Annotated in this window: 20 protein-coding genes; 7 read left to right on the top strand and 13 right to left on the bottom strand. The window is 68.4% G+C overall.

Annotated elements, in window-relative coordinates:
• Nucleotides 1-39: 39 nt before the first annotated feature.
• The 5 genes from Ate02nite_RS01950 (at nt 40) to Ate02nite_RS01970 (ending at nt 3,897) form a co-directional block, all read left to right on the top strand.
• Nucleotides 40-1,014, top strand: a complete 975-nt coding sequence (locus Ate02nite_RS01950) for an arabinan endo-1,5-alpha-L-arabinosidase (protein WP_203797968.1) — start codon at nt 40-42, stop codon at nt 1,012-1,014.
• A gap of 10 nt (nt 1,015-1,024) precedes the next feature.
• Complete coding sequence (locus Ate02nite_RS01955) at nt 1,025-2,506, top strand: family 43 glycosylhydrolase (protein WP_203797977.1); 1,482 nt, start codon at nt 1,025-1,027, stop codon at nt 2,504-2,506.
• Between the two features lie 115 nt (nt 2,507-2,621).
• Nucleotides 2,622-2,846: a type II toxin-antitoxin system VapB family antitoxin gene (gene vapB, locus Ate02nite_RS01960; RefSeq protein ID WP_203797979.1), complete on the top strand. Its 225-nt coding sequence runs from the start codon at nt 2,622-2,624 to the stop codon at nt 2,844-2,846.
• Entirely contained in the window at nt 2,837-3,253 is a 417-nt protein-coding gene (locus Ate02nite_RS01965) for a PIN domain nuclease (protein WP_203797981.1), read from the top strand. The genes vapB and Ate02nite_RS01965 overlap by 10 nt, the downstream gene beginning before the upstream one ends.
• Nucleotides 3,254-3,318: 65 nt before the next feature.
• Complete coding sequence (locus Ate02nite_RS01970) at nt 3,319-3,897, top strand: 3'-5' exonuclease (RefSeq protein ID WP_203797983.1); 579 nt, start codon at nt 3,319-3,321, stop codon at nt 3,895-3,897.
• Nucleotides 3,898-4,253: 356 nt separating this feature from the next.
• On the opposite strand, the gene Ate02nite_RS01975 is transcribed toward Ate02nite_RS01970, so the two are convergent.
• From Ate02nite_RS01975 to Ate02nite_RS02000, 6 genes are all read right to left on the bottom strand, one after another.
• The gene (locus tag Ate02nite_RS01975; protein ID WP_203797986.1) at nt 4,254-4,769 is read right to left on the bottom strand and encodes a GNAT family N-acetyltransferase; all 516 of its coding nucleotides are present in this window, start codon (nt 4,767-4,769) and stop codon (nt 4,254-4,256) included.
• A 60-nt stretch (nt 4,770-4,829) separates the two neighbouring features.
• Nucleotides 4,830-6,596, bottom strand: coding sequence for a gamma-glutamyltransferase (gene ggt, locus Ate02nite_RS01980; protein WP_203797988.1), 1,767 nt, complete (start codon nt 6,594-6,596; stop codon nt 4,830-4,832).
• Nucleotides 6,597-6,626: 30 nt separating this feature from the next.
• Nucleotides 6,627-8,420, bottom strand: a complete 1,794-nt coding sequence (locus Ate02nite_RS01985) for a gamma-glutamyltransferase family protein (RefSeq protein ID WP_203797990.1) — start codon at nt 8,418-8,420, stop codon at nt 6,627-6,629.
• A 30-nt stretch (nt 8,421-8,450) separates the two neighbouring features.
• Entirely contained in the window at nt 8,451-10,385 is a 1,935-nt protein-coding gene (locus Ate02nite_RS01990; protein ID WP_203797992.1) for an ABC transporter ATP-binding protein, read from the bottom strand.
• Nucleotides 10,382-12,157, bottom strand: coding sequence for an ABC transporter ATP-binding protein (locus tag Ate02nite_RS01995; protein ID WP_203797994.1), 1,776 nt, complete (start codon nt 12,155-12,157; stop codon nt 10,382-10,384). Before Ate02nite_RS01995 ends, Ate02nite_RS01990 begins: the two co-directional genes overlap by 4 nt.
• Before the next feature lie 80 nt (nt 12,158-12,237).
• On the bottom strand, nt 12,238-13,734 hold the full coding sequence (locus Ate02nite_RS02000; RefSeq protein ID WP_203797996.1) for an alpha/beta hydrolase: 1,497 nt from the start codon (nt 13,732-13,734) through the stop codon (nt 12,238-12,240).
• 115 nt (nt 13,735-13,849) lie between these two features.
• Between Ate02nite_RS02000 and Ate02nite_RS02005 the strand changes: the two genes are divergently transcribed.
• Nucleotides 13,850-14,941 carry a PQQ-dependent sugar dehydrogenase gene (locus Ate02nite_RS02005; protein WP_203797998.1) on the top strand — a complete coding sequence of 364 codons (1,092 nt, stop codon included), beginning with the start codon at nt 13,850-13,852 and terminating at the stop codon, nt 14,939-14,941.
• Between the two features lie 44 nt (nt 14,942-14,985).
• Here Ate02nite_RS02005 and Ate02nite_RS02010 read toward each other — a convergent pair whose 3' ends face one another.
• From Ate02nite_RS02010 to Ate02nite_RS02025, 4 genes are all read right to left on the bottom strand, one after another.
• Nucleotides 14,986-15,168, bottom strand: coding sequence for a hypothetical protein (locus tag Ate02nite_RS02010; RefSeq protein WP_203798006.1), 183 nt, complete (start codon nt 15,166-15,168; stop codon nt 14,986-14,988).
• Between the two features lie 158 nt (nt 15,169-15,326).
• Entirely contained in the window at nt 15,327-15,596 is a 270-nt protein-coding gene (locus Ate02nite_RS02015; RefSeq protein WP_203798008.1) for a hypothetical protein, read from the bottom strand.
• Nucleotides 15,597-15,610: 14 nt separating this feature from the next.
• Nucleotides 15,611-17,278 carry a sodium:solute symporter family protein gene (locus Ate02nite_RS02020; protein ID WP_203798010.1) on the bottom strand — a complete coding sequence of 556 codons (1,668 nt, stop codon included), beginning with the start codon at nt 17,276-17,278 and terminating at the stop codon, nt 15,611-15,613.
• A gap of 50 nt (nt 17,279-17,328) precedes the next feature.
• Nucleotides 17,329-17,985, bottom strand: a complete 657-nt coding sequence (locus tag Ate02nite_RS02025; RefSeq protein ID WP_203798012.1) for a TetR/AcrR family transcriptional regulator — start codon at nt 17,983-17,985, stop codon at nt 17,329-17,331.
• Nucleotides 17,986-18,048: 63 nt separating this feature from the next.
• Here Ate02nite_RS02025 and Ate02nite_RS02030 point away from each other — a divergent pair, with 63 nt between their 5' ends.
• Nucleotides 18,049-19,227, top strand: a complete 1,179-nt coding sequence (locus tag Ate02nite_RS02030; RefSeq protein WP_203798015.1) for an FAD-dependent monooxygenase — start codon at nt 18,049-18,051, stop codon at nt 19,225-19,227.
• Nucleotides 19,228-19,717: 490 nt separating this feature from the next.
• Here Ate02nite_RS02030 and Ate02nite_RS02035 read toward each other — a convergent pair whose 3' ends face one another.
• Genes Ate02nite_RS02035 through Ate02nite_RS02045 form a run of 3 tightly spaced genes read right to left on the bottom strand, consistent with a single transcriptional unit; the run spans nt 19,718 to nt 22,019 of the window.
• Entirely contained in the window at nt 19,718-20,503 is a 786-nt protein-coding gene (locus Ate02nite_RS02035; RefSeq protein WP_203798017.1) for an alpha/beta fold hydrolase, read from the bottom strand.
• Complete coding sequence (locus Ate02nite_RS02040) at nt 20,503-21,156, bottom strand: HAD family hydrolase (protein ID WP_203798019.1); 654 nt, start codon at nt 21,154-21,156, stop codon at nt 20,503-20,505. The genes Ate02nite_RS02035 and Ate02nite_RS02040 overlap by 1 nt, the downstream gene beginning before the upstream one ends.
• Nucleotides 21,153-22,019, bottom strand: coding sequence for an LLM class F420-dependent oxidoreductase (locus Ate02nite_RS02045; protein ID WP_203798021.1), 867 nt, complete (start codon nt 22,017-22,019; stop codon nt 21,153-21,155). Before Ate02nite_RS02045 ends, Ate02nite_RS02040 begins: the two co-directional genes overlap by 4 nt.
• Between the last annotated feature and the right edge of the window lie 118 nt (nt 22,020-22,137).

The following is a 22,137-nucleotide window of genomic DNA, read 5'->3' on the forward strand; positions in this document are numbered from 1 at the left end:
CTTCCCCGAGCAGTCCACCGACTCGGAAGGCATTCCCCCATGCTTCGAAAGTCCCTGCTGGCCGGCGTCACCCTTGTGGTGGCGGCCGCGGCCAGCATCTACGGCCTGTCCACGGCCTCCGCCGCCACCTACCCCAACCCGGGAGTCGTCACCGGCTCGACCGGGGCGCACGACCCGACGATCGTGAAGCGGCCCACCGGTGGTTACCTCCTCGCCACCACCGGTGCCGGCATCACGCTGAAAACCTCGGCCGACCGGACCGCGTTCGCCGACGCGGGTAAGGCCTTCCCCAGCGGCACCTCGTGGGCCACCCCGTACACCAACGGCAGTGCCGACCTCTGGGCGCCGGACATCTCGTACCAGGGCGGCAAGTACCTGATGTACTACGCCGCCTCTTCGTTCGGCTCCAGCAAGTCGGCGATCTTCCTGGCCGGCAGCACCACCGGCGCGGCCGGCTCGTGGACCAACTACGGCAAGGTCATCGAGTCCACCACCAGCAGCGGCTGGAACGCGATCGACCCGAACCTGACCGTCACCCCGTCCGGCGAGTGGTGGCTGACCTTCGGCTCCTTCTGGAGCGGCATCAAGATGGTCAAGATCAACCCGAGTAGCGGGAAGCGCGCGGACAGCACGATGTACAACATCGCCGAGCGGTTCGTGAACTCCAAGTCGGTCGAGGCGCCGTTCGTCTACTACCACGGCGGCTACTACTACCTGTTCATGTCGTTCGACTTCTGCTGCCAGGGCGCGTCCAGCACGTACCGGACGATGGTGGCCCGATCCAAGACGATCACCGGGCCGTACGTGGACCGGGCCGGGGTCGCGACCACCGCGGGCGGCGGCACCCAGATCCTCGCCGCGCACGACGCCGTCTACGGCCCCGGACACCCGGCGGTGATCGCCGACGGGACCCAGGACGTGCTGGTCTACCACTACTACACCAGCTCCGGCGCGGCCAAGCTCGGCATCAACCTGCTGGCCTGGGACTCGTCCGCCTGGCCCTACGTCTACTGAGGAGGAATCGATGCTGCGCAAGATCTTCTTGGCCGTCCTCCTCGCGGTGGTCGGCTCGATCGTGATCGTCTCCCGCCCGCACACCAGCGAGGCGGCCGTCGCCTTCACCAATCCGCTGGCCGCCGCGCCCTACGGCGCCGACCCGTGGATGGGTTACTACAACGGCTACTACTACGTGGCCGCCACCACCTGGAACTCGCAGATCGTGATCAAGAAGGCAACCTCGGTGGCCGCTCTCCCCGGCGCCTCCGAGTCGGTTGTCTTCACCGGCAGCGGCACCGCGAACTGCTGCAACATGTGGGCGCCCTCGCTGCACCGGCTGACCGGGCCGAACGGCACCCGGTGGTACCTCTACTACACGGCCGGCACCACCGCGTGCTGCGACGGCCAGCGGTCGTACGTGCTGGAGAGCTCCGGCAACGACCCGATGGGCCCGTACACCTACAAGGGACAACTGAACGTGCAGTCCGGCAACGGCTGGGCGATCGACGGCAGCGTGGCCACCATCAACGGCGCGAACTACTACTTCTACTCGTCGTGGGTGGGCAACCTGCAGAGCCTGTTCGTGGCGCCGCTGTCCAACCCCTGGACGGTCAGCGCCTACGGAACGCGGATCTCCTATCCGACGTACTCGTGGGAGATGGTCGGCGGCAACACCGAGGAGGCGCCGTACGTCGTACAGCACAATGGGGTGACGTATTTGACCTTCTCCGCCAGTTCCTGCAACACCCCCGACTACAAGCTGGGCATGCTGACCCTGACCGGCAGCAACCCGCTGGCGGCGAGCTCGTGGACCAAGAAGAGCACCGCGATCTTCCAGCGCAGCGACGCGAACGGCGTCTACGGCCCCGGCGGCCAGGGCTTCTTCAACTCACCGGACGGCGCCGAGACGTGGCTGGTCTACCACGCCAACGAGAGCACCACCCAGGGTTGCGGCGGCACCCGCACGACCCGGATCAAGAAGATCTCCTGGAATTCCGACGGAAGCCCCAATCTGGGTACGCCGGACAAGCTCTCAACATCCTTGACGGCCCCCGCCGGTGACCCGGGCGGCACGGTCTCGTTCCCGGTGGCCGGCACTCGCTACCGCGTCATCAACAAGAGCAGCGGCAAGGTCCTGGACGCCCAGAACTGCGGCACCGCGAACGGCACCGCGATCCAGCAGTGGACGTCACTGGGCAACGCCTGCCAGCAGTGGACCTTCACCAAAACGACGAGCAACTACTACCGGATAACCAACGCCAACAGCGGCACAGTCCTGGACTCGGTGAACTGCGGCGCCACCAATGGCACCGCCCTGAACCTGTGGTCCAGCCTGTCCAACGTCTGCCAGGAGTGGAGCCTGACCCCGCTCAACGGCGGCTACTTGATAGCCAACCGCAGCAACGGCCTGGTCCTGGACGTAACGAATTGCGCCGCAACCGACGGCACAGCCGTACGCCAGTGGTCCGCCCTGGGAAACACCTGCCAGGAGTGGACCATCACCGCGTAGGACGCGAGTCTGGCCCGGGCGATGATCGCTCGGGCCAGACCGACTCCCAGGATTTGCACAGACCGCGAACGCTACGGTGATATCGTGATATCACGACAGGCGCCCGGAGGTGCACATGCCCAACATCCTCATCCGCGATCTGAGCCAGGAAGCCGTCGATCGCATCGACGCAGCGGCCGCCAACCTGGGTCTCTCGCGCAACGAATATCTCCGCCGCAAGTTCGAGGAGGGCACCGGCCCCACCGACGGACAGACGGTCACCGACGACGACTGGCATCGATCAGCGGAGGCATTTGCCGATCTGGGCGACCCCGCGGTGATGGACTCAGCGTGGCGGTAACGAGCTGGCTGATCGACAAATCCGCCTATGTGCGGCTCCAGCGTGGCGAGGCGGCCAACCGCGATGAGTGGAGCCGCCGCATCAGCCGAGGGCTTGTCCGCCTTTCCGCGATCACCCGACTGGAACTCGGCTATTCGGCCCGCTCCGGCGAAACGGGCCGCCAGCAGTTCGCCCTCCCACCGCTGGCATTGATGCCGATCGAGCACCTCACGCCGGCTATCGAAGATCGAGCCTTCGAAGTTCAGATGCTCCTCGCCGACCGCGGTCTGCACCGCGCCCCGTCCATCCCCGACCTGCTGATCGCGGCGACAGCCGAGAAGGCCGGCCTGACCGTACTAGCGGTCGACAAGGACTTCGACCTCATCGCGGACATCACCGGCCAGCCCGTCGACACCTTGGCCGCCTGAATTTCATGCGCGAGGGCCCCCGGCGTTTCCGGCCCGAGGCCCTCGCGCTGCCTAGCATGAGCCGGGTGATCGTGATCTTCGACCTTGAGTACACGACCTGGGTGGGTGCGCAGGAGCGTGGCTGGACCGGGCCGGGCGAATTTCGCGAGGTGGTGCAGATCGGGGCTCTGCGGGTCGACACCGCGACGCTGGCGGTGGACGGCGAGTTCGACGTGCTGGTCCGGCCGGTGCGCAACCCGCGGCTCTCCGACTTCTTTCAGCAGCTGACCGGCATCACCGACGGGGACGTGGCGACGCACGGGGTCGGGTTCGCCGATGCGCTTGACGACTTCGTGAAGTTCTGCGACGGCGCCTACGCACTCTCCTACGGCAACGACATGGTCATCCTCGGCGAGAACCTCATCCTCCAGTCCCCACCGGACCGCGCGCCGGCCCGCCCGCTGCCGCCGTTCGCCAACATCCGCCCCTACCTGAACCGCGCCCTGCCGGTCACCGCGTCGCTGCCCTCCGGCCAGCTGGCCGCCGCGCTGGACCGCCCCGGCCCGGCCGAGTCGACCCACAACGCCGTGGCCGACTGCCACTCGATCCTCGAGGCCCTGCGCCACCTGCGCTCCCAGAATCGCCCCATCTTCGACCTCGGCTAACGCTCCTTTTAGGTACGCCGTCGGACAAGTCCCGTGACACACGGTCCCGCTGAGCGGAACTCACCCTCCGCGCGCCCGCCACGGGCGGTCCCGGCCCAAGACCTCAACCACCACCCGCCCCACGCGCAGATGACGGCTCACCCCCCGCCAGCCAGGACAAACACCAGCCCGTTCGACAGTTTGCTCTGCTCACCTATACGCGCAGCGCGTATTGGTAAGCAGAGCAAAGGGTGTTCGGTTGCGCGAGCGGCGCGGCACGTGCCGGTGTTGCACGTCGGTCGCGCGGTGGCGGCGGTCGGGGGTAAATGCGGTTGTGGACGGTGTCGCCCGTATCGGCAAAGGGTTTGATTCTGGGTCTAGCGGAGGCCTACGCAGTCGTTTTCCCAGAAGGTGTCTGCGTAGACGAACGTGCCGGTCATCCATGGCTCGTAGGCGGACAGGCGCACGACCTGGAAGCCTGGGTCGGGGATGCGCAGGGAAGGCTTGCGGAAGTCGTGGTCTCGGGCCGTGGTGAAACCCGCGCGGGAGTAATAGGCCGGGTCGCCCTCCAGGAAGACCAGGGGGACGCCGCGCTCATCAAGCTCGCGCAGGCCGGCTGCGATCAGGGCGGAACCTATGCCTCGGCGCTGCCATTCGGGGACTACCGAGAGTGGGCTCAGGGTCTGGACCTCTACCAGCCGGGGTGGTGCGTCGAGCAGGCACCGGCTGAACATGATGTGGCCTACGACCTCGCCTGCCTCCTCGGCGACCAGCGAGAGCGTGGCCGGGCGCAAGGCGGCGACCAGCCCCACCACTCGCTCCTCGCCGAACGCACGCCGGACGACAGACTCGACGGCCAGCTGGTCACGCGGTTCTTCCCGGCGCACGGTCATGGCCGGAAGGTAGCGACCAGGGGCCGGGAGCGGCAAAGGAATTACCGCTCCCGGAAAGACCTAGCGAACCACCCCGGCTGCCCCGCCACCTCGGCGGACCGGCTCGGCCGAGGCGATGAAGCCCCCGCCTCTGGTCAGCTCGATCGCGGTCGCGGCGCCCAGCTCGGGGACATCGGCCGCGAACGAATGACCCAGCGGCAGCAGCGACGGACCATACGTGGTGTGGAAGGCCGGCTCGGCCTGGATGCCGGCCGTGTTGCGCTGGGAGGCGCGCGGTGCGGCCATCGCCTCGGGCAGCGACTGGCCCAGGATCAGGCGGTTTACCAGGATCTGCAGCACCGTGGTGATGATGGTGGCGCCGCCGGGCGAACCCAGGGCCAGGAACGGCTTGCCGTCCTTCAGCACGATCGTCGGGCTCATCGAGCTGCGCGGGCGCTTGCCGGGACCCGGCAGGTTCGGGTCGGCCGCGGGGGCCTGGGTGTTGGTGAAGTTGAAGTCGGTCAGTTCGTTGTTGAGCAGGAACCCCCGGCCGGGCACCACGATGGCGTTGCCGCCGGTCTGCTCGATGGTGAAGGTGTACTCGACGACGTTGCCCCACCTGTCGGCAATGGTCAGGTTGGTGGTCGACTGGCCCTGTTCGGTGGGGCCGCCGACGGTGGCCGGCGTGCAGCCGCGGGCGTTGATGTCGCCCGGCGGCACCGGCTTGGTCAGCGCGACGGTCGGCGAGATCTGGCAGGCGCGCTGCCGCGCCCACGAATCGGAAGCAAGCTTCCGCAGAACATCCGGCGAGGTGTACGCGCCGACATAGCGACCGCGGTCGGCGAAGGACAGCGCCGACGCCTCGAGGTAGGTGTGCAGGACCTGGGTGAGGTCGGTGGGGTTGACCTTCTCCAGGATGTTGAGCGCCTCGCTCACCGCGGTGCCACCGCTGGACGGCGTGGACATGCCGTAAACCGACAGGCCTCGGAAGTCGGAGCGGGTCGGGGCCGGTCGGCGCACGTCATAGCGTGCGAGATCGTTCGCGGTGAGCACACCCGGGCGAATGGGGTACGCCCAGGTGCCGATCGGGTTGGCGGACACCGGCGGGTGCTGCACGGCCTGGATGATGTCCCGGCCGACCGCACCCCGGTACAGCACGTCGGTGCCCTTGCGGGCGATCAGCCGATAGGTGTCGGCCAGGTCGGGGTTGCGCTGAGTGGAGCCGACCGCCGGCGGCGCGCCACCGGGCAGGTAGAGCGCCTTGGTGGAGTCGAACTGGCCGAACGCGGCCGCGTTGTCGGCGATCTGCTGGCGGAAGGTCGCGTCGACCGGGAAGCCGCGGTCGGCCACCGAAGCGGCCGGCTTGAGCAGCGAGGCCAGCGACCGGGTGCCCCAGGAACGCGCGGCGGTCTCCCAGGTGGCGAGGGTGCCGGGCACGCCGACCGAGAGGCCGCTGACCCGGGCCTCCTGGAAGTCGTAGGGCAGACCGTCGGCCGGGTCGATGAAGTAGGTGGACGTCATGGTGGCCGGGCCGGCCTCGCGGCCGTCGATGGTGGAGACCCGGCGATGTTTGGCGTCGTAGTAGACGAAGAAGCCGCCACCCCCGATGCCGGCCGAGAACGGCTCGGTGACGCCGAGGGTGGCCGCCGCCGCGACGGCCGCGTCGACCGCGTTACCGCCGCGGCGAAGCACGTCCAGCCCGACCGCCGTGGCCGTGGGGTCGACGGTTGCGACCGCTCCCCCGTATCCCGTGGCGGTCGGGCCCAGCACAGACGGTGACGCGGCGGCGGGGGCCGCTACGAGAACCGAAGCGAGAGTAGCTACTGCAAGTACCGGCAAGATCCGCATCGATCCTCCGAAGTAGGCAAAGGTAGCTGTCTATCCCTGCCTACCAGAGTTCGAGGGCCACAGCACGGCGGCAGCCCCACCGCCTCTGCGGACCGGCTCGGCCGAGGCGATCACGCCGCCGTAGCCGGTGAACTCCATCGCGGTCGCCGCGCCCAGCTCGGCCATGTCCGGGCCGAAGGTATGACCCAATGCGGTCAGCGACGGCCCGTAGGCAACATGGAAAGCGGGCTCGGCCTGGATGCCGGCCGAGTTGCGCTGCGAGGCCCTCGGTGCGGCCAGTGCCGCAGGCAGCGGCATGCCCAGGAGCAGCCGGTTCACCAGGATCTGCAGCACGGTCGTGATGATCGACGCGCCGCCCGGCGAGCCCAGGGCCAGGAACGGCTGGCCGTGCTTCAGCACGATCGTCGGGCTCATCGAGCTCCGCGGCCGCTTGCCGGGGCCGGGCAGATTCGGATCAGGGGCAGCACCCTGCGAGGGCACGAAGTTGAAGTCGGTCAGCTCGTTGTTGAGCATGAAGCCGCGCCCGGGCACCACGATCCCGTTGCCGCCGAACTGCTCCAGGGTGAAGGTCCACTCGACGACGTTGCCCCAGCGGTCGGACACCGTGATGTTGGTGGTGCTCCGACCGGTGTCGGGGGTCAGCGAGGCCGCGGTGGGCGTACACCCGGAGGCATTGATGTCGCCAGGGGCGACCGGTTTTGACAGCGCCGAAGTCGGTGAGATCTGGCAGGCGCGCTGCCCGGCCCAGCGGTCCGAGGCCAGCTTCCGCAGGACATCCGGCGAGGTGTACGCACCCACGTAGCGGCCGCGGTCGGCGAAGGCGAGCGCCGACGCCTCGAGGTAGGTGTGCAGCACCTGCGTGACGTCAGCCGAGGACGGGTTCACCTTCTCCAGGATGTTGAGCACCTCGCTGACCGCCGTGCCACCGCTGGACGGGGTGGACATGCCGTAGACCGACAGCCCCCGGAAGTCGGAGCGAGTCGGCGCCGGCCGCCGCACCTGATAGCCCGCAAGATCATCCAAGGTCAAATTCCCAGGCCGGATCGGGTACGCCCAGGAGCCGACCGGATTGGCCGAGACCGGCGGGTGCTGCACCGTCTTGACCAGGTCGGCACCGATCGGCCCCCGGTAGAAGGCGCCGATGCCCTGCGCCGCGATCTGCCGGTAGGTGGCCGCCAGGTCGGGGTTGCGCTGGGTCGAGCCGAGCGCGGGCGGCGCACCGCCGGGCAGGTAGAGCGCCTTGGTCGAGTCGAACTGCCCGAACGCCGCCAGGTTGTCGTTGATCTGCTGGCGGAACTGGGCGTCGACCGGGAACCCGCGTTCGGCCACGGCGGCGGCCGGCCGCAGCAGCGAGGCCAGCGAGCGGGTGCCCCACTGCCGCAGCGCGGTGTCCCAGGTGGCGAGCGCGCCGGGCACGCCGACCGAGAGGCCGCTGACCCTGGCCTCCTGGAAGTCGTAGGGCAGGCCGTCGACCGGGTCGATGAAGTAGGTCGGCGTCATCGTGGCGGGCCCGGTCTCCCGGCCGTCGATGGTGGAGACCCGGCGGTGTTCGGCGTCGTAGTAGACGAGGAAGCCGCCGCTGGCCGGCCCGGCCACGAACGGTTCGGTGACCCCGAGGGTGGCGGCGGCCGCGACGGCCGCGTCGATCGCGTTGCCGCCGTGCCGCAGCACGTCAAGCCCGGCGGCGGTCGAGGTCGCGTCGACTGTCGCGATCCCGCCGCCGCGCCCGGTCGCGGTCGGGCCGAGAACAGGCGCCGCAGAGGCGGGCGCCGCGATGAATACGGTAGAGAGGGAAGCTACTGCTAGAACCGGCAAGATCCGCATCGATCCTCCACAGTGGGCAAAGGTAGCTGTCTATCCTTTGCTACCAGATGACGCGGCCCACTGGTCGAACATGGCGGCATACCGACCCTCGGCTTGCACGAGTTCGTCGTGCGACCCGCTCTCCACGATGCCGTGGTCGTCGACCACGATGATCCGGTCGGCGCGCATGGCGGTGGAGAGCCGGTGCGCGACCAGGATCGCGGTCCGCCCGTCGAGCAGCGCGTCCAGCGCCGCCTCCACCCGCAGCTCGGACCGCAGGTCAAGGCTGGACGTGGCCTCGTCGAGCACAACGACCCGGGGCTCGGCCAGGAACGCCCGGGCCAGCGCGAGCAGCTGCCGCTCGCCGGAGGAGACCGATTGCCCGCGCTCGTGCAGTGGCGTGTCGAGTCCCTCCGGAGACCGTTCGACCAGATCCCGCAGCCCGACCGCGTCGATCGCCGCCCAGACCTCGTCGTCGGAGGCATCCGGGCGGGCGAAAGCAATGTTGTCCCGCAATGTCCCGGCAAAAAGGAAAGGTTCCTGCGGCACCACGCCGATCTGCCGACGCAGCGAGTCGAGTGTGACGGTCCGCAGATCGTGCCCGTCGATCAGAATCGCGCCGCCGACCGGGTCGTAGAAGCGGGTGACCAGCTTGGCGAGAGTTGACTTGCCAGCGCCGGTGGGCCCCACGCAGGCGACTGTCTCGCCCGGCGCGATCCGCAGCGACACATGCGATAAAACCGGACGTGATGGCAAATATCCGAAGCTGACGTCATCGAAAACGATCTCCCCGACCACCGGCGGCAGCGCCACCGCGTCCGCGGACTGGGCGACCGAGGGCGCCGTCGAGAGCAACGAACGGATCTTGCCGACCGCGGCCTTGGCCTGCTGGTACTGCGTGTAGAGCTGAACGAGCTGCTGGACCGGCTGGAAGAACGAGTTGATGTACAGGACGAACGCGGTCAACTCGCCGATCGTCAGCGTCCCGCGCAGCACCATCCGGCCGCCGAGCAGCAGCATCACCGCCATCGCGATCAGGCCGATCACCGACGTACCGGGCCCGTAGATCGCGTTGATCCGCCCGGTCCAGTCGTTGGCGTCCCGGTAGGCCCCGACCACCGACCGGTGCTCGACCACGTTGCGTTCCTGCCGGTTGTGCGCGGTCACCACCCGTACCCCGTTGAGGCTCTCGGCCAGGTCGGCGAACATCGCCGCGATGGTGTCCCGCTGCCGGTTGTAGCCGCGGTCGGCGGCGTGCCGGAACCACAACGAGGCGGCCGTGAGCGGCGGCACGACAAGCACCAGCGTGATGATCGCCAGTTCCGGGTTGTAGTGGAACAACACCCCGGTGACCACCACCATGGTCAGTCCCTGGATGAGGAACTGGGCGAAGCCGTCCTGCAGCAGGCTCTGCAGCGACTCCACGTCGGAGGTCATCCGGGTCATGGTGACCCCGGCCTTCTCCCGGGTGTAGTAGTCAAGCGACATCCGCTGAAGGTGCGCGAAGATCCGGATCCGCAGGTCGCGGGTGGCGGAGGCGGCAAGCACGCCGCTCTTGCGCATGCGTACGGCGGTGGCCACCCCGGTGAGCAGCACGGCCGCGACGAAACAGATCGTCGCGATGACCAGGACACGCAGGTTGCGGTCGGCGATGCCGTGGTCGATGCCGACCTGCACGAGATAGGGCCCGGCCTGCAACAACAGCGTCTCGACCAGGATCGCCAGCGAGGCGGCGACCAGCAGCCCGGGCCGCCCGACCAGCAGCCGCCCGATCGAGATCTTCCCGCCCGAGTCGGCCACCGGATCGAAGCGGACGCCGGGGTCACCGTGCTCGGGTTCGTGCGCCTCCAGCTTGGCGACGCCCTCGGCCAGGTCGGACGGGATCCCGGAGAACGGCAGCCCGTTGCCCTTGCCGCGGCCGGCCATCCCCACGGTCGGTCGTCCGCCGGCGTTGAACCCGCCGAAACCACCACCGAACATACTCATGCCGACACCTCGTCGTCTTCCATCGCGGTGGAGGCGAGCACCTCGGCGTAACGCGGCTCCGACGCCAGCAAGGACGCGTGTGTCCCATCGGCGACGACTCGGCCGCCGGCCATCAGCACGACCCGGTCGGCGAGGCTGATCGTGGACAGCCGATGGGCCACGATCAGCGTGGTCCGGCCCTGCATCCGGTCCTTGAGCGAGCCGTGGATCCGCTGCTCGACGGTCACGTCGATGGCGCTTGTCGCGTCGTCGAGCACGAGGATCGGCGGGTTCATCAGCAGCGCCCGGGCGATCGCGATCCGCTGCCGCTGCCCGCCGGAGAGCGTGTAGCCGCGTTCGCCCACCACCGCGTCGTACCCCTCGGGAAGCTCTTCGATGAACTCGTCGGCGCCGGCCGCCACCGCCGCGTCGATCACCTCGGCGCGGGAGGCGTCCGGCCGGCCGTAGGCGATGTTGTCGTGGATCGACAGCGAGAACAGGAACGGCTCGTCCGGCACGATGCCGACCTGCTCGCGCAGCGCCGACAGCTTGATCTTCCGGACGTCGATGCCGTCGATGGTCACGCTGCCCGAGGTCACGTCGTAGAAGCGGGCGGCCAGCCGCCCGAGGGTCGATTTGCCGGACCCGGTGCCGCCGACGACGGCGACGGTCTCGCCGGCCGCGAGCGAAAGACTCAAACCCTCAAGGGCGACGGTCCCATTCGGGTACGCGAACCCGACGTCGACAAACGCAAGATCCCCGCGCAGCTTCGGCGCGACCGGGGCGACGTCGTCGACGACGTCGGAGGGGGTATCGAGGATCTCGTAGATCCGCCGGGCCGACGCCGACGCCCGCTGGCCCATCATGATCATCATGCCGAGCAGCCGGAACGGCGGCTGGAGCATCAGCACGTACGAGTTGAAGGCGACGATCGTGCCGATGGTGGTGTGCCCGTCGATCACCATAAGGCCGCCGACCAGCAGCACCAGGGCCAGGCCGAGCCGGGGCAGGTTGTCCAGCAGCGGGTTCCATCGACTGCGGATCTTCGCGTCCTGCCGGTAGGCCCAGCGGATCCGGTCGGCGCTCTCGGCCAAAGACGTCAACTGCCGGCCCTCGGCCGCAAAGGCCTTCACGATCCGTACGCCCTGAATGTTCTCGTCGACCACGGTGGCCAGCTGGGCCAGCCGGGCCTGGATCATCCAGGACACCGGGAAGATCGCCTTGCGCATGCTGACCCCGAGGATCCCGATGATCGGCATGGTGGCCATCGCCACGATGGCGAGCGGCACGTTGATCGACAGCATCAGCCCGAACGCGACCACCGCGATCAGGCACTGCACCAGGATCGACGGCCCGAACGACAGGTACATCTGCACGGCCCGGATGTCCGAGCCGGAGCGGGACATCAGCTCGCCGGACTGCACCTTGTCGTAGAAACCGAACGGCATGCGTACGAGATGGGAGTAGACGATGTTGCGCAGGTCGTACTCGAGCTCGTAGGCGGTGCGCAGCAGATAGAGCCGGGCCAGGTAGTTGATCAGGCCCTGTACCAGGGCGAGCCCGACGATGGCCCAGACGTAGTAGGTCAGGTTGCCGGCCCGGTCGACGACGGCCTTGTCGATGCCGATCCGGACCAGGTTGGGAATCTGCACCTGCACGATGAGCCCGGCGAAGGACAGCACCAGCGAGGTGATCAGCAGCCCGCGATGGGCTTTGACGAGCGGCAGCGCGCGACGCAGCCAGCTCTTGCCGGCGTCCGGATCGATGGACGCCTTGGGCGCGCGGCGGCTCAACAGCGCCTCCCGGGGTGGCTCGGTAGTTAGCCTGGCTAACGATACTCCGGGCTGTCCCAGGCGCCAGCGTGACGCAGCCCTCAGCCCACCCCGAACGGCTGCGGCTCGACCGCCGGGCAGGAGGCGCCGGACGCCGGGCGGGCCAGAGTCAGCAGGTATTTGTCGGCTACCGCGGCGACGCAGGGGCTGCGGTTGTAGTTGACGTGACCCCAGCCCTCATAGGTGAGCACGCTGGCCGCCGGGCCGAGTTGCTGGGCCATCCGCTGGGCCCAGACGTACGAGGTGGCCGGGTCGTGCCGGGTCCCGACCAGCAGCACCGGCGGCATGCCGGGCGGCGGGACGATCCGGTGCTGCGGGTTCGCCGGCGCGTACGGCCAGCCCAGGCAGCCGACCGTGGCGGACAGGGCGAGCGGCGAGGCGAGCATCTGCGGGGCCCGGCCGGCCAGGATCGACAGCCGGCGGTGCAGGTCGGGGAAGCCGGTGATCGGCAGGTACCAGTCCGAGCAGATCACCCCCGGGAAGCTGTGCGCGACGATGTCGGACGGGCTGGGCGGCACCCCGCTGCGGGCCGCCGGCTTCGGGGTGGTCGCGTCCTTCTTCGGGGTGGTCGCGTCCTTGAGGTAGTAGGCGAACGAATACCACTGCGGCTCGTAGAACGCGGCGAACGCGGCCTGCGCCAGGCTGGCCGGGTTCAGCTTCTCCGGCTGCTCGTACGGGTTGCTCAGGGTTCCGGCCCGGGCCCGCACCATCAGCGCGGCCCACACCTTGTCGACGTCCTGCCCGCGCAGCACGCACTTCTCGTCCCGGGCGCACCAGGCCACGAACTCGCGGAACGAATCCTGGGCCGCGTCGGTCTCCAGCGTCAGGAACGTGCCCACGTTGGCGGTGTGGTCCATCACGCCGTCCAGCACCAGCGCGCGCAGCTGCTCCGGGTAACGCTCGGCGTACTGCTCACCCATCAGCGAGCCGTACGAGGCGCCGTAGAAGCTGATCTTCTGCTCGCCCAGGGCGACCCGGACCGCGTCCATGTCGCGCACCACGCTGCCGGTGTCCACGTGCGCGAACACCGGGCCGGTGCGGGCGGCGCAGTCGGCCGCGAGCTTGCGGTTGTACTCGATGGTGGCGGCGTACTGGGCGGCGGTCTCGATCAGCGGGGACGGCTTGGCGTCGACCAGGTCCTGGGAGCAGAGGATCGGGCTGCTGCGACCGACGCCGCGCGGGTCCATCCCGACGATGTCGAACTGCTTGCGCACCTGCTCGGTGAAGAACGTCGAGGCGTCGAACGTGAAGTCCACGGCGGACCCGCCCGGGCCCCCGGGGTTGACCAGCAGGGCGCCGATCCGGTGCGCCGGGTCGAGGGCCGGCCGCCGCGCGATGGTCAGGGTCACGGTCGGGCCGGCCGGATTGGCCCAGTCGGCCGGCACCTTCATCTCCCCGCACTGAACCTTGTCGTTCTCGGGACACGGCTGCCAGGAGATAGTTGGCGTCGACGAGGCGAACGCGGGCGGAACCCCGTACGCAAGCAGTGTCGTGACCGTGATGATCGCGGCCCGCAAGGGACGCGCCAAAGCTCGCACCGGGTGCCTCTCCGCCCTGCGCGGCTGCCCCACCGCGCGGCCTCATCTTGAAACGGATCTTGAGCGCGGGGCCGGGAAACGGGTGAAGTTCGCCGGAGCGTGGCACCGTTGGGCGATGCGAACGCGTCTTCTGCTCGCCACCGCCGGCGTCGCCGCGCTGGCCGCCTGCTCCTCCGGGGAACCGACGTCGTCGACTCCGCGCGCCGAGGCGACAGTGCCCTCGGCCCCGGCGATCACCTCGGCGTCCCCGGCCGGCAAGCCCGATCTGTCGAAACCGCAGACCCTGGTGACCGGGCTCGCCGTGCCGTGGGGTCTCGCCTTCCTGCCGGACGGCAGCGCCCTGGTCAGCGAGCGCGACAAGGGTGACATCCTGCACATCCCGGTCGGCGGCGGCGATCCGGCGAAGGTCTACCAGGTGCCGGGGGTCGAATCCGGCGGCGAGGGCGGCTTGCTCGGGCTCGCGGTCGACCCGGACTATGCCGAGAACAAGCTGGTGTACGCGTTCTTCACGGCAGCCGATGACAACCGGATCGTGAAGTTCACGCTCGACGACAAGACCCCGCAGGTGATCTTCAAGGGAATCACCAAGGGTGGCCGGCACAACGGCGGGCGGATCGCGTTCGGGCCGGACGGATTCCTCTACGCCGGGGTCGGCGACGCCGGCGACGAGCCGCAGTCGCAGGACCCGAAGGACGTGAACGGCAAGATCCTGCGGCTGACCACCGACGGCAAGGCCGCGCCGGGCAACCCGACCGCGGGCTCGCCGGTCTGGAGCATGGGCCATCGCAACGTGCAGGGCCTGGCCTGGGGGCCGGACAAGACGATGTACGGCATCGAGTTCGGCCAGGACACCTGGGACGAGGTGAACATCATCGAGCCGGGCAAGAACTACGGCTGGCCGACCGTGGAGGGTAAGGCGAACGACTCGCGCTTCGTCGACCCGATCGCGCAGTGGCACACCGACGACGCCTCACCGTCGGGCGCGGCCGTGGCCGGCAACACCCTCTACGTGGCGGGGCTCAAGGGCGAGCGGCTGTGGACGGTCCCGCTCGGTGGCGGCGAGCCGAAGGCCGAGCTGACCGGCGAATATGGCCGGCTGCGCACGGTGGCGGTGGCGCCGGACGGCGCGCTGTGGCTGACCACCTCGAACCGGGACGGCCGCGGCGACCCCAAGGACGGCGACGACCGGATCCTGCGCTTCTCGTGAAACTACGTGGCCCGGTCCTGCTCAAGGACCGGGCCACGGGTCACTCACTTGTTGTTCGGCGGTAGTTGGGGAAGAGCGGAGATGGCCGTCGCGTACTCGGCGACCTTGCGTCCGTTCGGCACTACTCCGAGAGCCCGGAGCTGGTCGTGGATTGCCTGCGCAATAGTGTCCTCGGATTGACCGCGGTGGGTTTGCGCGACCTTGTTGATGGCGTAGTCAATTCTCACCTGTGCCTGCCACCCCGGGGCTCGGCTGACCCCGGAGGTGGCGAAGCTGACTGCTGCAAGGGGTTCCATGCCCTGTGTATCGGACGGTCATGCCCCCGACTCGAAGATATGCGGATGCTGTGCAACCGAACCGCACCCGGTCGGCACCGGCACCACCATCATTCGGCCGGGTTCTCGGGTTCTGAGCTTTCCGGAGGGGCCTCCGGCGGGCTCAATTTCAACCACAGCAACATGAGCAGGCCCAGGGCGAGCATCGCCAGGCCCATCCAGAGGTTGATCCGCACGCCCTGCGCCTTGTCGATCTCGGCCTGGCTGTCGAACAGGCCGAGCAGGGTGACGATCACCCCGTAGAGAAGAAACAGGCCACCGATCACCCGGCGCACGTCGAAGAGCCGGGCCGCCTTGCTGGTCCGCGTTTCGTCTGCCATGTCGAGAACCTCCTTTACCAGACCGGGATGTACAGGAGCAGGGCCAGCACCACGGCGATCGCGCCGAGCAGGACCGGGTTACGCCACCAGACCTTCTCGCCGGAGATGATCGTCTCGGTGGAGGTCGCGTCGCCGCCCATGCCGTACACCAGGCCTCGAAGTTCGTTCTCCGGTTTTGACGGGGTGAACTGGGTGACGATCAGCGCCACCACGACGGCCACCACGAAAGCCAGGCCGGCGCCCCAGAAGCTCTCCTCCAGGTCGGAGTTGAACTTGACCACGTCGCTCAGGTGCAGCAGGTAGAGCGTGAGCGCCGACAGGGTGCCGAGGGCGAGGGACCAGAAGCCGGCCCAGGAGGACATCCTCTTCCAGAACATGCCGACGATGAAGGTGGCGAACAGCGGCGCGTTGAACAGCGAGAACAGCGCCTGGATGTAGTTCATGATGTTGCTGAAGCCGGCCGCGATGAACGCGGTGCCGATGCCGACCACCACGCCGCCGATCGTGGCGTACCGGCCGATCCGCAGGTAGTACGCGTCGTCGCGGTCCTTCTTGATGTAGGACTGCCAGATGTCGTACGTGAAGACGGTGTTGAATCCGGAGACGTTCGCCGCCATGCCGGCCATGAACGACGCCAGCAGGCCGGTCACCGCCACCCCCAGCACGCCGTTCGGCAGCAGGTCGCGCATCAGCAGCGGGATCGCGTAGTTGTAGGTCAGGTCGCCCTTGTCCGCGCCCAGGCCCTTCACGGTGACCAGCGCGATCAGACCGGGGACCACGGTGACCACCGGGATCACCAGCTTCGGGAAAGCGCCGATGATCGGGGTACGCCGGGCGGCGTTCATGTTCTTGGCCGACAGGGCCCGCTGCACCTCGGCGAAGTTGGTCGTCCAGTACCCGAAGGACAGCACGAAGCCGAGCCCGAAGATGATGCCGATCCAGTTGGCGCCGAGCGGGTTGTCGCTGCTCGCCGTGTTCGCGAAGGTGTGCAGGCCGGCCTCGCCGAGCGAGGTCTGCTGCACCTTGTCGACCAGGCCGTTCCAGCCGCCGACCTTCACCAGGCCGACGATGGTGATCGGGATGAGCCCGGCGAGGATCACGAAGAACTGCAGCACCTCGTTGTAGATGGCCGAGGAGAGACCGCCGAGGGTGATGTAGATGAGCACGATCGCGGCGCCGAGCGCGATGGAGATCCACAGCGGCCAGCCGAGCAGCGCCTGCAGGATCAGCGCCAGGGCGAAAAGGTTGACGCCGGCGATGAGCATCTGGGCGATCGCGAAGCTGATCGCGTTGAACAGGTGGGTGCTGTCGTTGAAGCGGCGGCGAAGGAACTCGGGGACGCTACGCACCTTGGAGCCGTAGTAGAAGGGCATCATCACGATGCCGAGGAAGGCCATGGCCGGGACCGCGCCGATCCAGTAATAGTGCAGGGTCATCAGACCGTACTGGGCGCCGTTGGCCGCCATGCCGAGGATCTCCAGGGCGCCGAGGTTCGCCGAGACGAAGGCGAGACCGGTCACCCAGGCCGGCATCGAGCGGCCGGAGAGGAAGAAGTCGGCGCTGGTCTTGATCGCCGCGCGGGCCGCGAAACCGATGCCCAGAACGGTGATGAAGTAGAGCGCGAGGATGAGGTAATCGAAAATGTCCAGGTCGAGTCGTAATCCACTCGCCGCGATCACCATGGGCCACCTCCAAGGCTGAGTCGGCCTCGGATACCCCTACCGAATCAGTTTCACACCCTGCGTCCCAGCAGCACCTCGAGCCCGTCCAGGATGCGCTCGAGCCCGAAGGTGAACGCCTGGTCGGGGGTGCCCGGGTCGGCTACCGCGGCCGCGATCGCCGGGAAGCGGTCGGCATGCTCCCGCAGGACCAGGGTCATGGCCTCGGTCATCATCTGCTCGCCGCCCTTCTGGCCGGCGATGGCTCTTACGTGGCCGGCGATGGTGGCGATCGCGTCCATCCGCTCGCCGCCGGTCAGGCCTTCTGGCAGGACTTTCAGGGCGCTTTCCAGCCAGCTCAGCTCTACCGGGCCGATGGCGCGGGTGCCGGTGCTGGCTTCTAGCGCCCAGGCGTGTCCGAAATATCGGCCTAAGAGGGTCTGCGCCCATTCTGTTAGCGCTTCCCGCCATGGCCTTTGGGACAAGTCGGGCGGGTCGCCGATTCCCCGCTCCAGCATGGCCGCGACCATCTCGGCCTTGCCTGGCAGATAGCGGTAGAGGGACATCTTTGTGTAGCCCAGGTCGGCGGCCACTCGCTGCATCGAGACGGCGGCCAGGCCCTCGGCGTCGGCTATCGCGATCGCGGCGTCGGCGATCTGGTCGAGGGTCAGGGTCGGCTTCGGGCCGCGGGCCGGCTTCGGGCGCTCGTGCCAGAGGAATTCGACAGACATGTTGCCCTCTCTCCAAACAGCGTCTACCGTACACAGAAGTAATTGCGTATGGAGGACACAGTTATGCGAATCCTGATCTCGGGCGCCAGCATCGCCGGGCCCGCCCTTGCCTACTGGCTCGGCCGCTACGGCTTCCAGGCGACCATCGTCGAGGTGGCGCCTTCCCTGCGCACCGGTGGTAACGCGGTCGACTTTCGTGGGCAGCTTCATATGGGTGTGCTGGAGAAAATGGGGGTGTTGCCGGCTCTGCGAGCGGTGCAGACCGGGGGTAATGCGATGCGGTTCGTCGACGGGGACGGGCGGAAGCTGATGGAGTGGCCTGCCGGGCTGGCCGGTGGGGACCTTGAAGTTCAGCGCGGGGCGCTGTCTCGGATTCTGTGTGCAGCCGCTGACGGGACCGAATACCTGTTCGGGGATCGGATCGCTGCCCTGTCCGAGGATGCCGGCGGGGTTGACGTGCGGTTCGCCAGCGGGGTGGAACGGCGGTTCGATCTCGTTATCGGGGCCGACGGGGTGCACTCGGGGGTGCGGCGGCTGGTGTTCGGGCCGGAGGAGCAGTTCGTCAAGCACCTCGGGTATTACGTGGCCGGGTGGGACGTGGCCAATGAATGGGGGGTCGGGAAGGACAGCCTGTTGCACAACCTGCCGGGGCGGATGCTCAGCGTCGGGGGCAATCAGCACGATCCGTCGCGGGCGGGGGCGTTCGCGGTGTTCCGCTCCCCTCTGCTTCGTTACGACCGGCATGACCGGGGGGCGATGCACGAGATTTTGCGTTCTCGGTTTGCCGGGATGGGGTGGTTGGCGCCGTCGTTGCTTGATGGGCTGGACGGGGCTTCCGACTTCTACTTCGACCAGATCTGCCGGGTTGACAATCCGGGGTGGAGTCGGGGGCGGGTTGCTCTGGTGGGGGACGCGGCCTGTGGGGCGACCATCGGCGGGCAGGGGAACGGGACTGCCCTTGTCTCCGCTTATGTGCTGGCCGGGGAGTTGGCGGCGGCGGGGGGTGACCATCGGGTGGCGTTCGCTGCCTATGAGAAGCGGATCGGGAAGTTTGCTCGGGGGACGCAGAAGGGTGGGGACACCACTGGGATGTTCCTGGCTCCTAAGACGGATCGGGGGATCCGGGTGCGGAACTATATGAACAATCAGAAGTGGTTCCTGGATCTGACGTTCAAGATCGCAGCGGATCGGAGTAGTTCGTTTGAGCTGCCGGATTACGCCGGGGTTGGCGTTTCTCGGTAGGGGGTTCGGGGCGAAGCCCCGGACCCGGCCGGGTCGTCGGTGGACGCTGCTTGCGGTCAAAGCTTCGGGGCGCTGCCCCGGACCCCGGCCGGGCGCTCGGAGATCCGCGCGTTTGTGCTTCGGGCTTTGTTTGTGGCTGGGGTTAGGGCGGGGCTTGGGGATCTCCTCGCGGCGGCACTTGAAGCGATCACACCGGCGGCCGGTGCGCAAGCAAAACCCCGCTTGCACACCAACCACCGGCGCGATTGGGCGGGCGTGCCGCCGCGAGGAGATCCCCAAGCCAAAACCAGGGTGTGCGAACTGTCGTGGAGGTGGCCACGCTGTCGTCGTTGGCCACCCGAGGCGCGCCGCCCGCTGCCGCCGCCCGCCGGGGCCCCGCGCCACCCGCGCCACCCGCGCCGATCTTGTGGAGTTGGCGTTCGGAGCTGACGGGAACTCCACGCCCTTGGCCGTTTGGCTCGGGTGCCGTACTCGCCGGGGAGTTTGGGGGTCAGCTGGCCAGGGCCTCGTCTATCGACAGGCGGGTCAGCTCGGGGTGGGTCACCCACGGGAAATGGCCGGCGTCTGGCAGCCAGATGATTGAGGCGTTGGGGAGCCAATCTGCCAGGACGTGTGGGGCGGCCAGGCCCGTCACCACGTCTCGGTCGGCGGCGATGATGCTTACCGGGACGCCTACCGCGGCCAGGTCGCCTGGGTCCAGTGCTGCGGACCAGAATTCGGCCTCGTAGTCGGCTGTTGCCTCGGGGCGGGACGCATGCGCCCGTACCTCGGGGGTGTCCGTCGCGTAGATCAGTGGCATCAGGCCGGGTAGGTCGTCCGCGTCCCATGCCGCCTTGGCTGCGGGGTACCAGGGCTCGGCGGAGAACCAGCGCTTTACCAATACGTCCTGGGTTGGCTCGTCGGCGCCCTGCGGGATCGGCTTTCGGGACGGAGTGAGCAGGACCAGGCGGGACACCCGGGACGGGTGCCTTGCCGCATAAGCCAGCACCGGCCAGGCGCCGGCGGAATGGCCCAGCACGTCCAGTCGCTCGGCGCCCAGGTGCACTCGGAGCAGTTCCAGGTCGTCGGCCAGGTCGCTGAAAGCGCACGGCGTGGCCGGTTCGGACTCGCCGGTGCCGCGCGGGTCCAGCAGCACCAGCGTGTGCGCTACCCCGCCCAAGTCGTCCAGATAGGACGCCGGGCGGCCGGGACCACCCGGATGACAGATCAGCGGGGGTCCCTCCCCGCGCAGCTCGTAATGCAACTCCGTGCCAGCGGCAGACGTGAAGACCCCCATCAGCGGAGCCTATCGATCGCTTCCACTGTCAGCTCGCCCAAATCTGACACCACCAGGCTTGCCAGGGCAAGGGCGTCGGCGGCGGGTGGGTAGACGCCGTGCGGGACGGCCACCACCGCCAGGCCGGCTCGGCCGGCCGAGCGCAGGCCGTTGCTGGAGTCCTCGACGGCGGCGCACGTCTCGGGGGCGAAACCCAGCTTCTCGGCGGCGGCCAGGTAGACGTCCGGGTGTGGCTTGCCGCGCGGCACCTCTTCGGTGGAGAGCGTCACCTGGAACGCTTCGCTTAATCCGGCAGTCGCCAGCACCTGGTCGATCAGGATGCGGGCCGACGAGCTGGCCAGGGCGATCGGGTAACGCTCGCCGATGCGCCGCACCGAATCTACCGAGCCGGGGATCAGCGGCAGGTCATTCTTGTATTTCTCGGCCATCCGGCTGAGCACGTCGTCGGCTACCTCGGTGGGGGTGCGCGGCACCCCTACCTCCTCGGCCAGGTGGGTCGACCACTCGGGGGTGCTCATCCCCATCATCCGGTCCTGGCTGTCCGGCAGGAACTCGCGGCCGTATGAAGCTACGTAGTCGCGGCGGACCTCCTCCCAGACCTCCTCGGAGTCGATGATGACGCCGTCCAGGTCGAAAACGACGGCGTTGATCACAGCGCCTCGACCGCGGGGATGATCTCCTTCCGGAAGATCTCGAGCTGGTTGGTGTCGTAGACGTTGCGCACGCCGCCGTGTCCGACCGTGAAGCCCAGCTTGGCCAGGCCGGACAGGTCCTCGATGATCTGGCCGGGGGTCTGCGCGGACAGGTCGAACCGGTACATGACGGTCTTCTCGATCTCGTCGTAGTCGCGGCCGACGTCGTCGCAGTGCGCCTTGAGCACGTCGAGCTTGTGCTGCACCTCGGGGCCGGGGAACAGGTTGGTGGCGTCGGCGTACTGCGCGACCAGGCGCAGCGTCTTCTTCTCGCCACCGCCGCCGATCAGGATCGGCAGGCGCGGCTTGGCCAGCGGCGCCGGCACGTTGAGCACCCGGCCGAGCTGGTAGTGCTTGCCCTCGAAGGCGGTCTCGTCGCCGTCGAACATCTGCCGGCAGATCCGCAGCGTCTCCTCGAGCCGCTCGAACCGCTCCTTGGTGGAGGGGAAGAACAGGCCGAGGCCCTTCGACTCCTCCTCGTTCCAGGCGGCGCCGATGCCGAGGATGGCCCGACCCCCGGAGAGCACGTCAAGCGTGGTGACGGCCTTGGCGAGCAGGCCCGGGTCGCGGTAGGAAACGCCGGTGACCAGGGTGAGCAGCTTCGCGGTGCTGGTGTGGGCGGCGATGAAGCCGAGCGCGGTATAGGCCTCGAGCATGTCCATCTCGGGCGGACCGTTGACTCCGATCTGCCAGACGTGGTCCATCACGCTGATCCGTTCGAAGCCGGCTTCGTCGGCCGCGGAGGCCACGTCGGCGAGCACCGAGGCGAGCCGAGGGGCGCCGTCCGGCCAGGTGAAGTTCGAGATGTGCAGGCCAAGTTTCACAGCCGTTGTCCTCCGACCAAGAGATAGATCGCAACGGTTGAAACCCTACCCCCAACCCCCCTTTCTTGTACGGACAGTAGCTGCGCGACCGCCGAGCACCCTCCGTTACCGCATTTCC

Source organism: Paractinoplanes tereljensis (genome assembly GCF_016862435.1).
Lineage (GTDB): Bacteria > Actinomycetota > Actinomycetes > Mycobacteriales > Micromonosporaceae > Actinoplanes > Actinoplanes tereljensis.

What these genes read in the sequence shown, in the direction of transcription:
- ggt (WP_203797988.1), bottom strand. Translation starts at nt 6,596, where the DNA reads ATGCGGATCTTGCCGGTACTTGCAGTAGCTACTCTCGCTTCGGTTCTC.
- Ate02nite_RS02030 (WP_203798015.1), top strand. Translation starts at nt 18,049, where the DNA reads ATGCGAATCCTGATCTCGGGCGCCAGCATCGCCGGGCCCGCCCTTGCC.
- Ate02nite_RS02025 (WP_203798012.1), bottom strand. Translation starts at nt 17,985, where the DNA reads ATGTCTGTCGAATTCCTCTGGCACGAGCGCCCGAAGCCGGCCCGCGGC.
- Ate02nite_RS02005 (WP_203797998.1), top strand. Translation starts at nt 13,850, where the DNA reads ATGCGAACGCGTCTTCTGCTCGCCACCGCCGGCGTCGCCGCGCTGGCC.
- Ate02nite_RS01985 (WP_203797990.1), bottom strand. Translation starts at nt 8,420, where the DNA reads ATGCGGATCTTGCCGGTTCTAGCAGTAGCTTCCCTCTCTACCGTATTC.
- Ate02nite_RS01990 (WP_203797992.1), bottom strand. Translation starts at nt 10,385, where the DNA reads ATGAGTATGTTCGGTGGTGGTTTCGGCGGGTTCAACGCCGGCGGACGA.
- Ate02nite_RS02020 (WP_203798010.1), bottom strand. Translation starts at nt 17,278, where the DNA reads ATGGTGATCGCGGCGAGTGGATTACGACTCGACCTGGACATTTTCGAT.
- Ate02nite_RS01955 (WP_203797977.1), top strand. Translation starts at nt 1,025, where the DNA reads ATGCTGCGCAAGATCTTCTTGGCCGTCCTCCTCGCGGTGGTCGGCTCG.
- Ate02nite_RS01950 (WP_203797968.1), top strand. Translation starts at nt 40, where the DNA reads ATGCTTCGAAAGTCCCTGCTGGCCGGCGTCACCCTTGTGGTGGCGGCC.
- Ate02nite_RS01975 (WP_203797986.1), bottom strand. Translation starts at nt 4,769, where the DNA reads ATGACCGTGCGCCGGGAAGAACCGCGTGACCAGCTGGCCGTCGAGTCT.
- Ate02nite_RS02015 (WP_203798008.1), bottom strand. Translation starts at nt 15,596, where the DNA reads ATGGCAGACGAAACGCGGACCAGCAAGGCGGCCCGGCTCTTCGACGTG.
- vapB (WP_203797979.1), top strand. Translation starts at nt 2,622, where the DNA reads ATGCCCAACATCCTCATCCGCGATCTGAGCCAGGAAGCCGTCGATCGC.
- Ate02nite_RS02035 (WP_203798017.1), bottom strand. Translation starts at nt 20,503, where the DNA reads ATGGGGGTCTTCACGTCTGCCGCTGGCACGGAGTTGCATTACGAGCTG.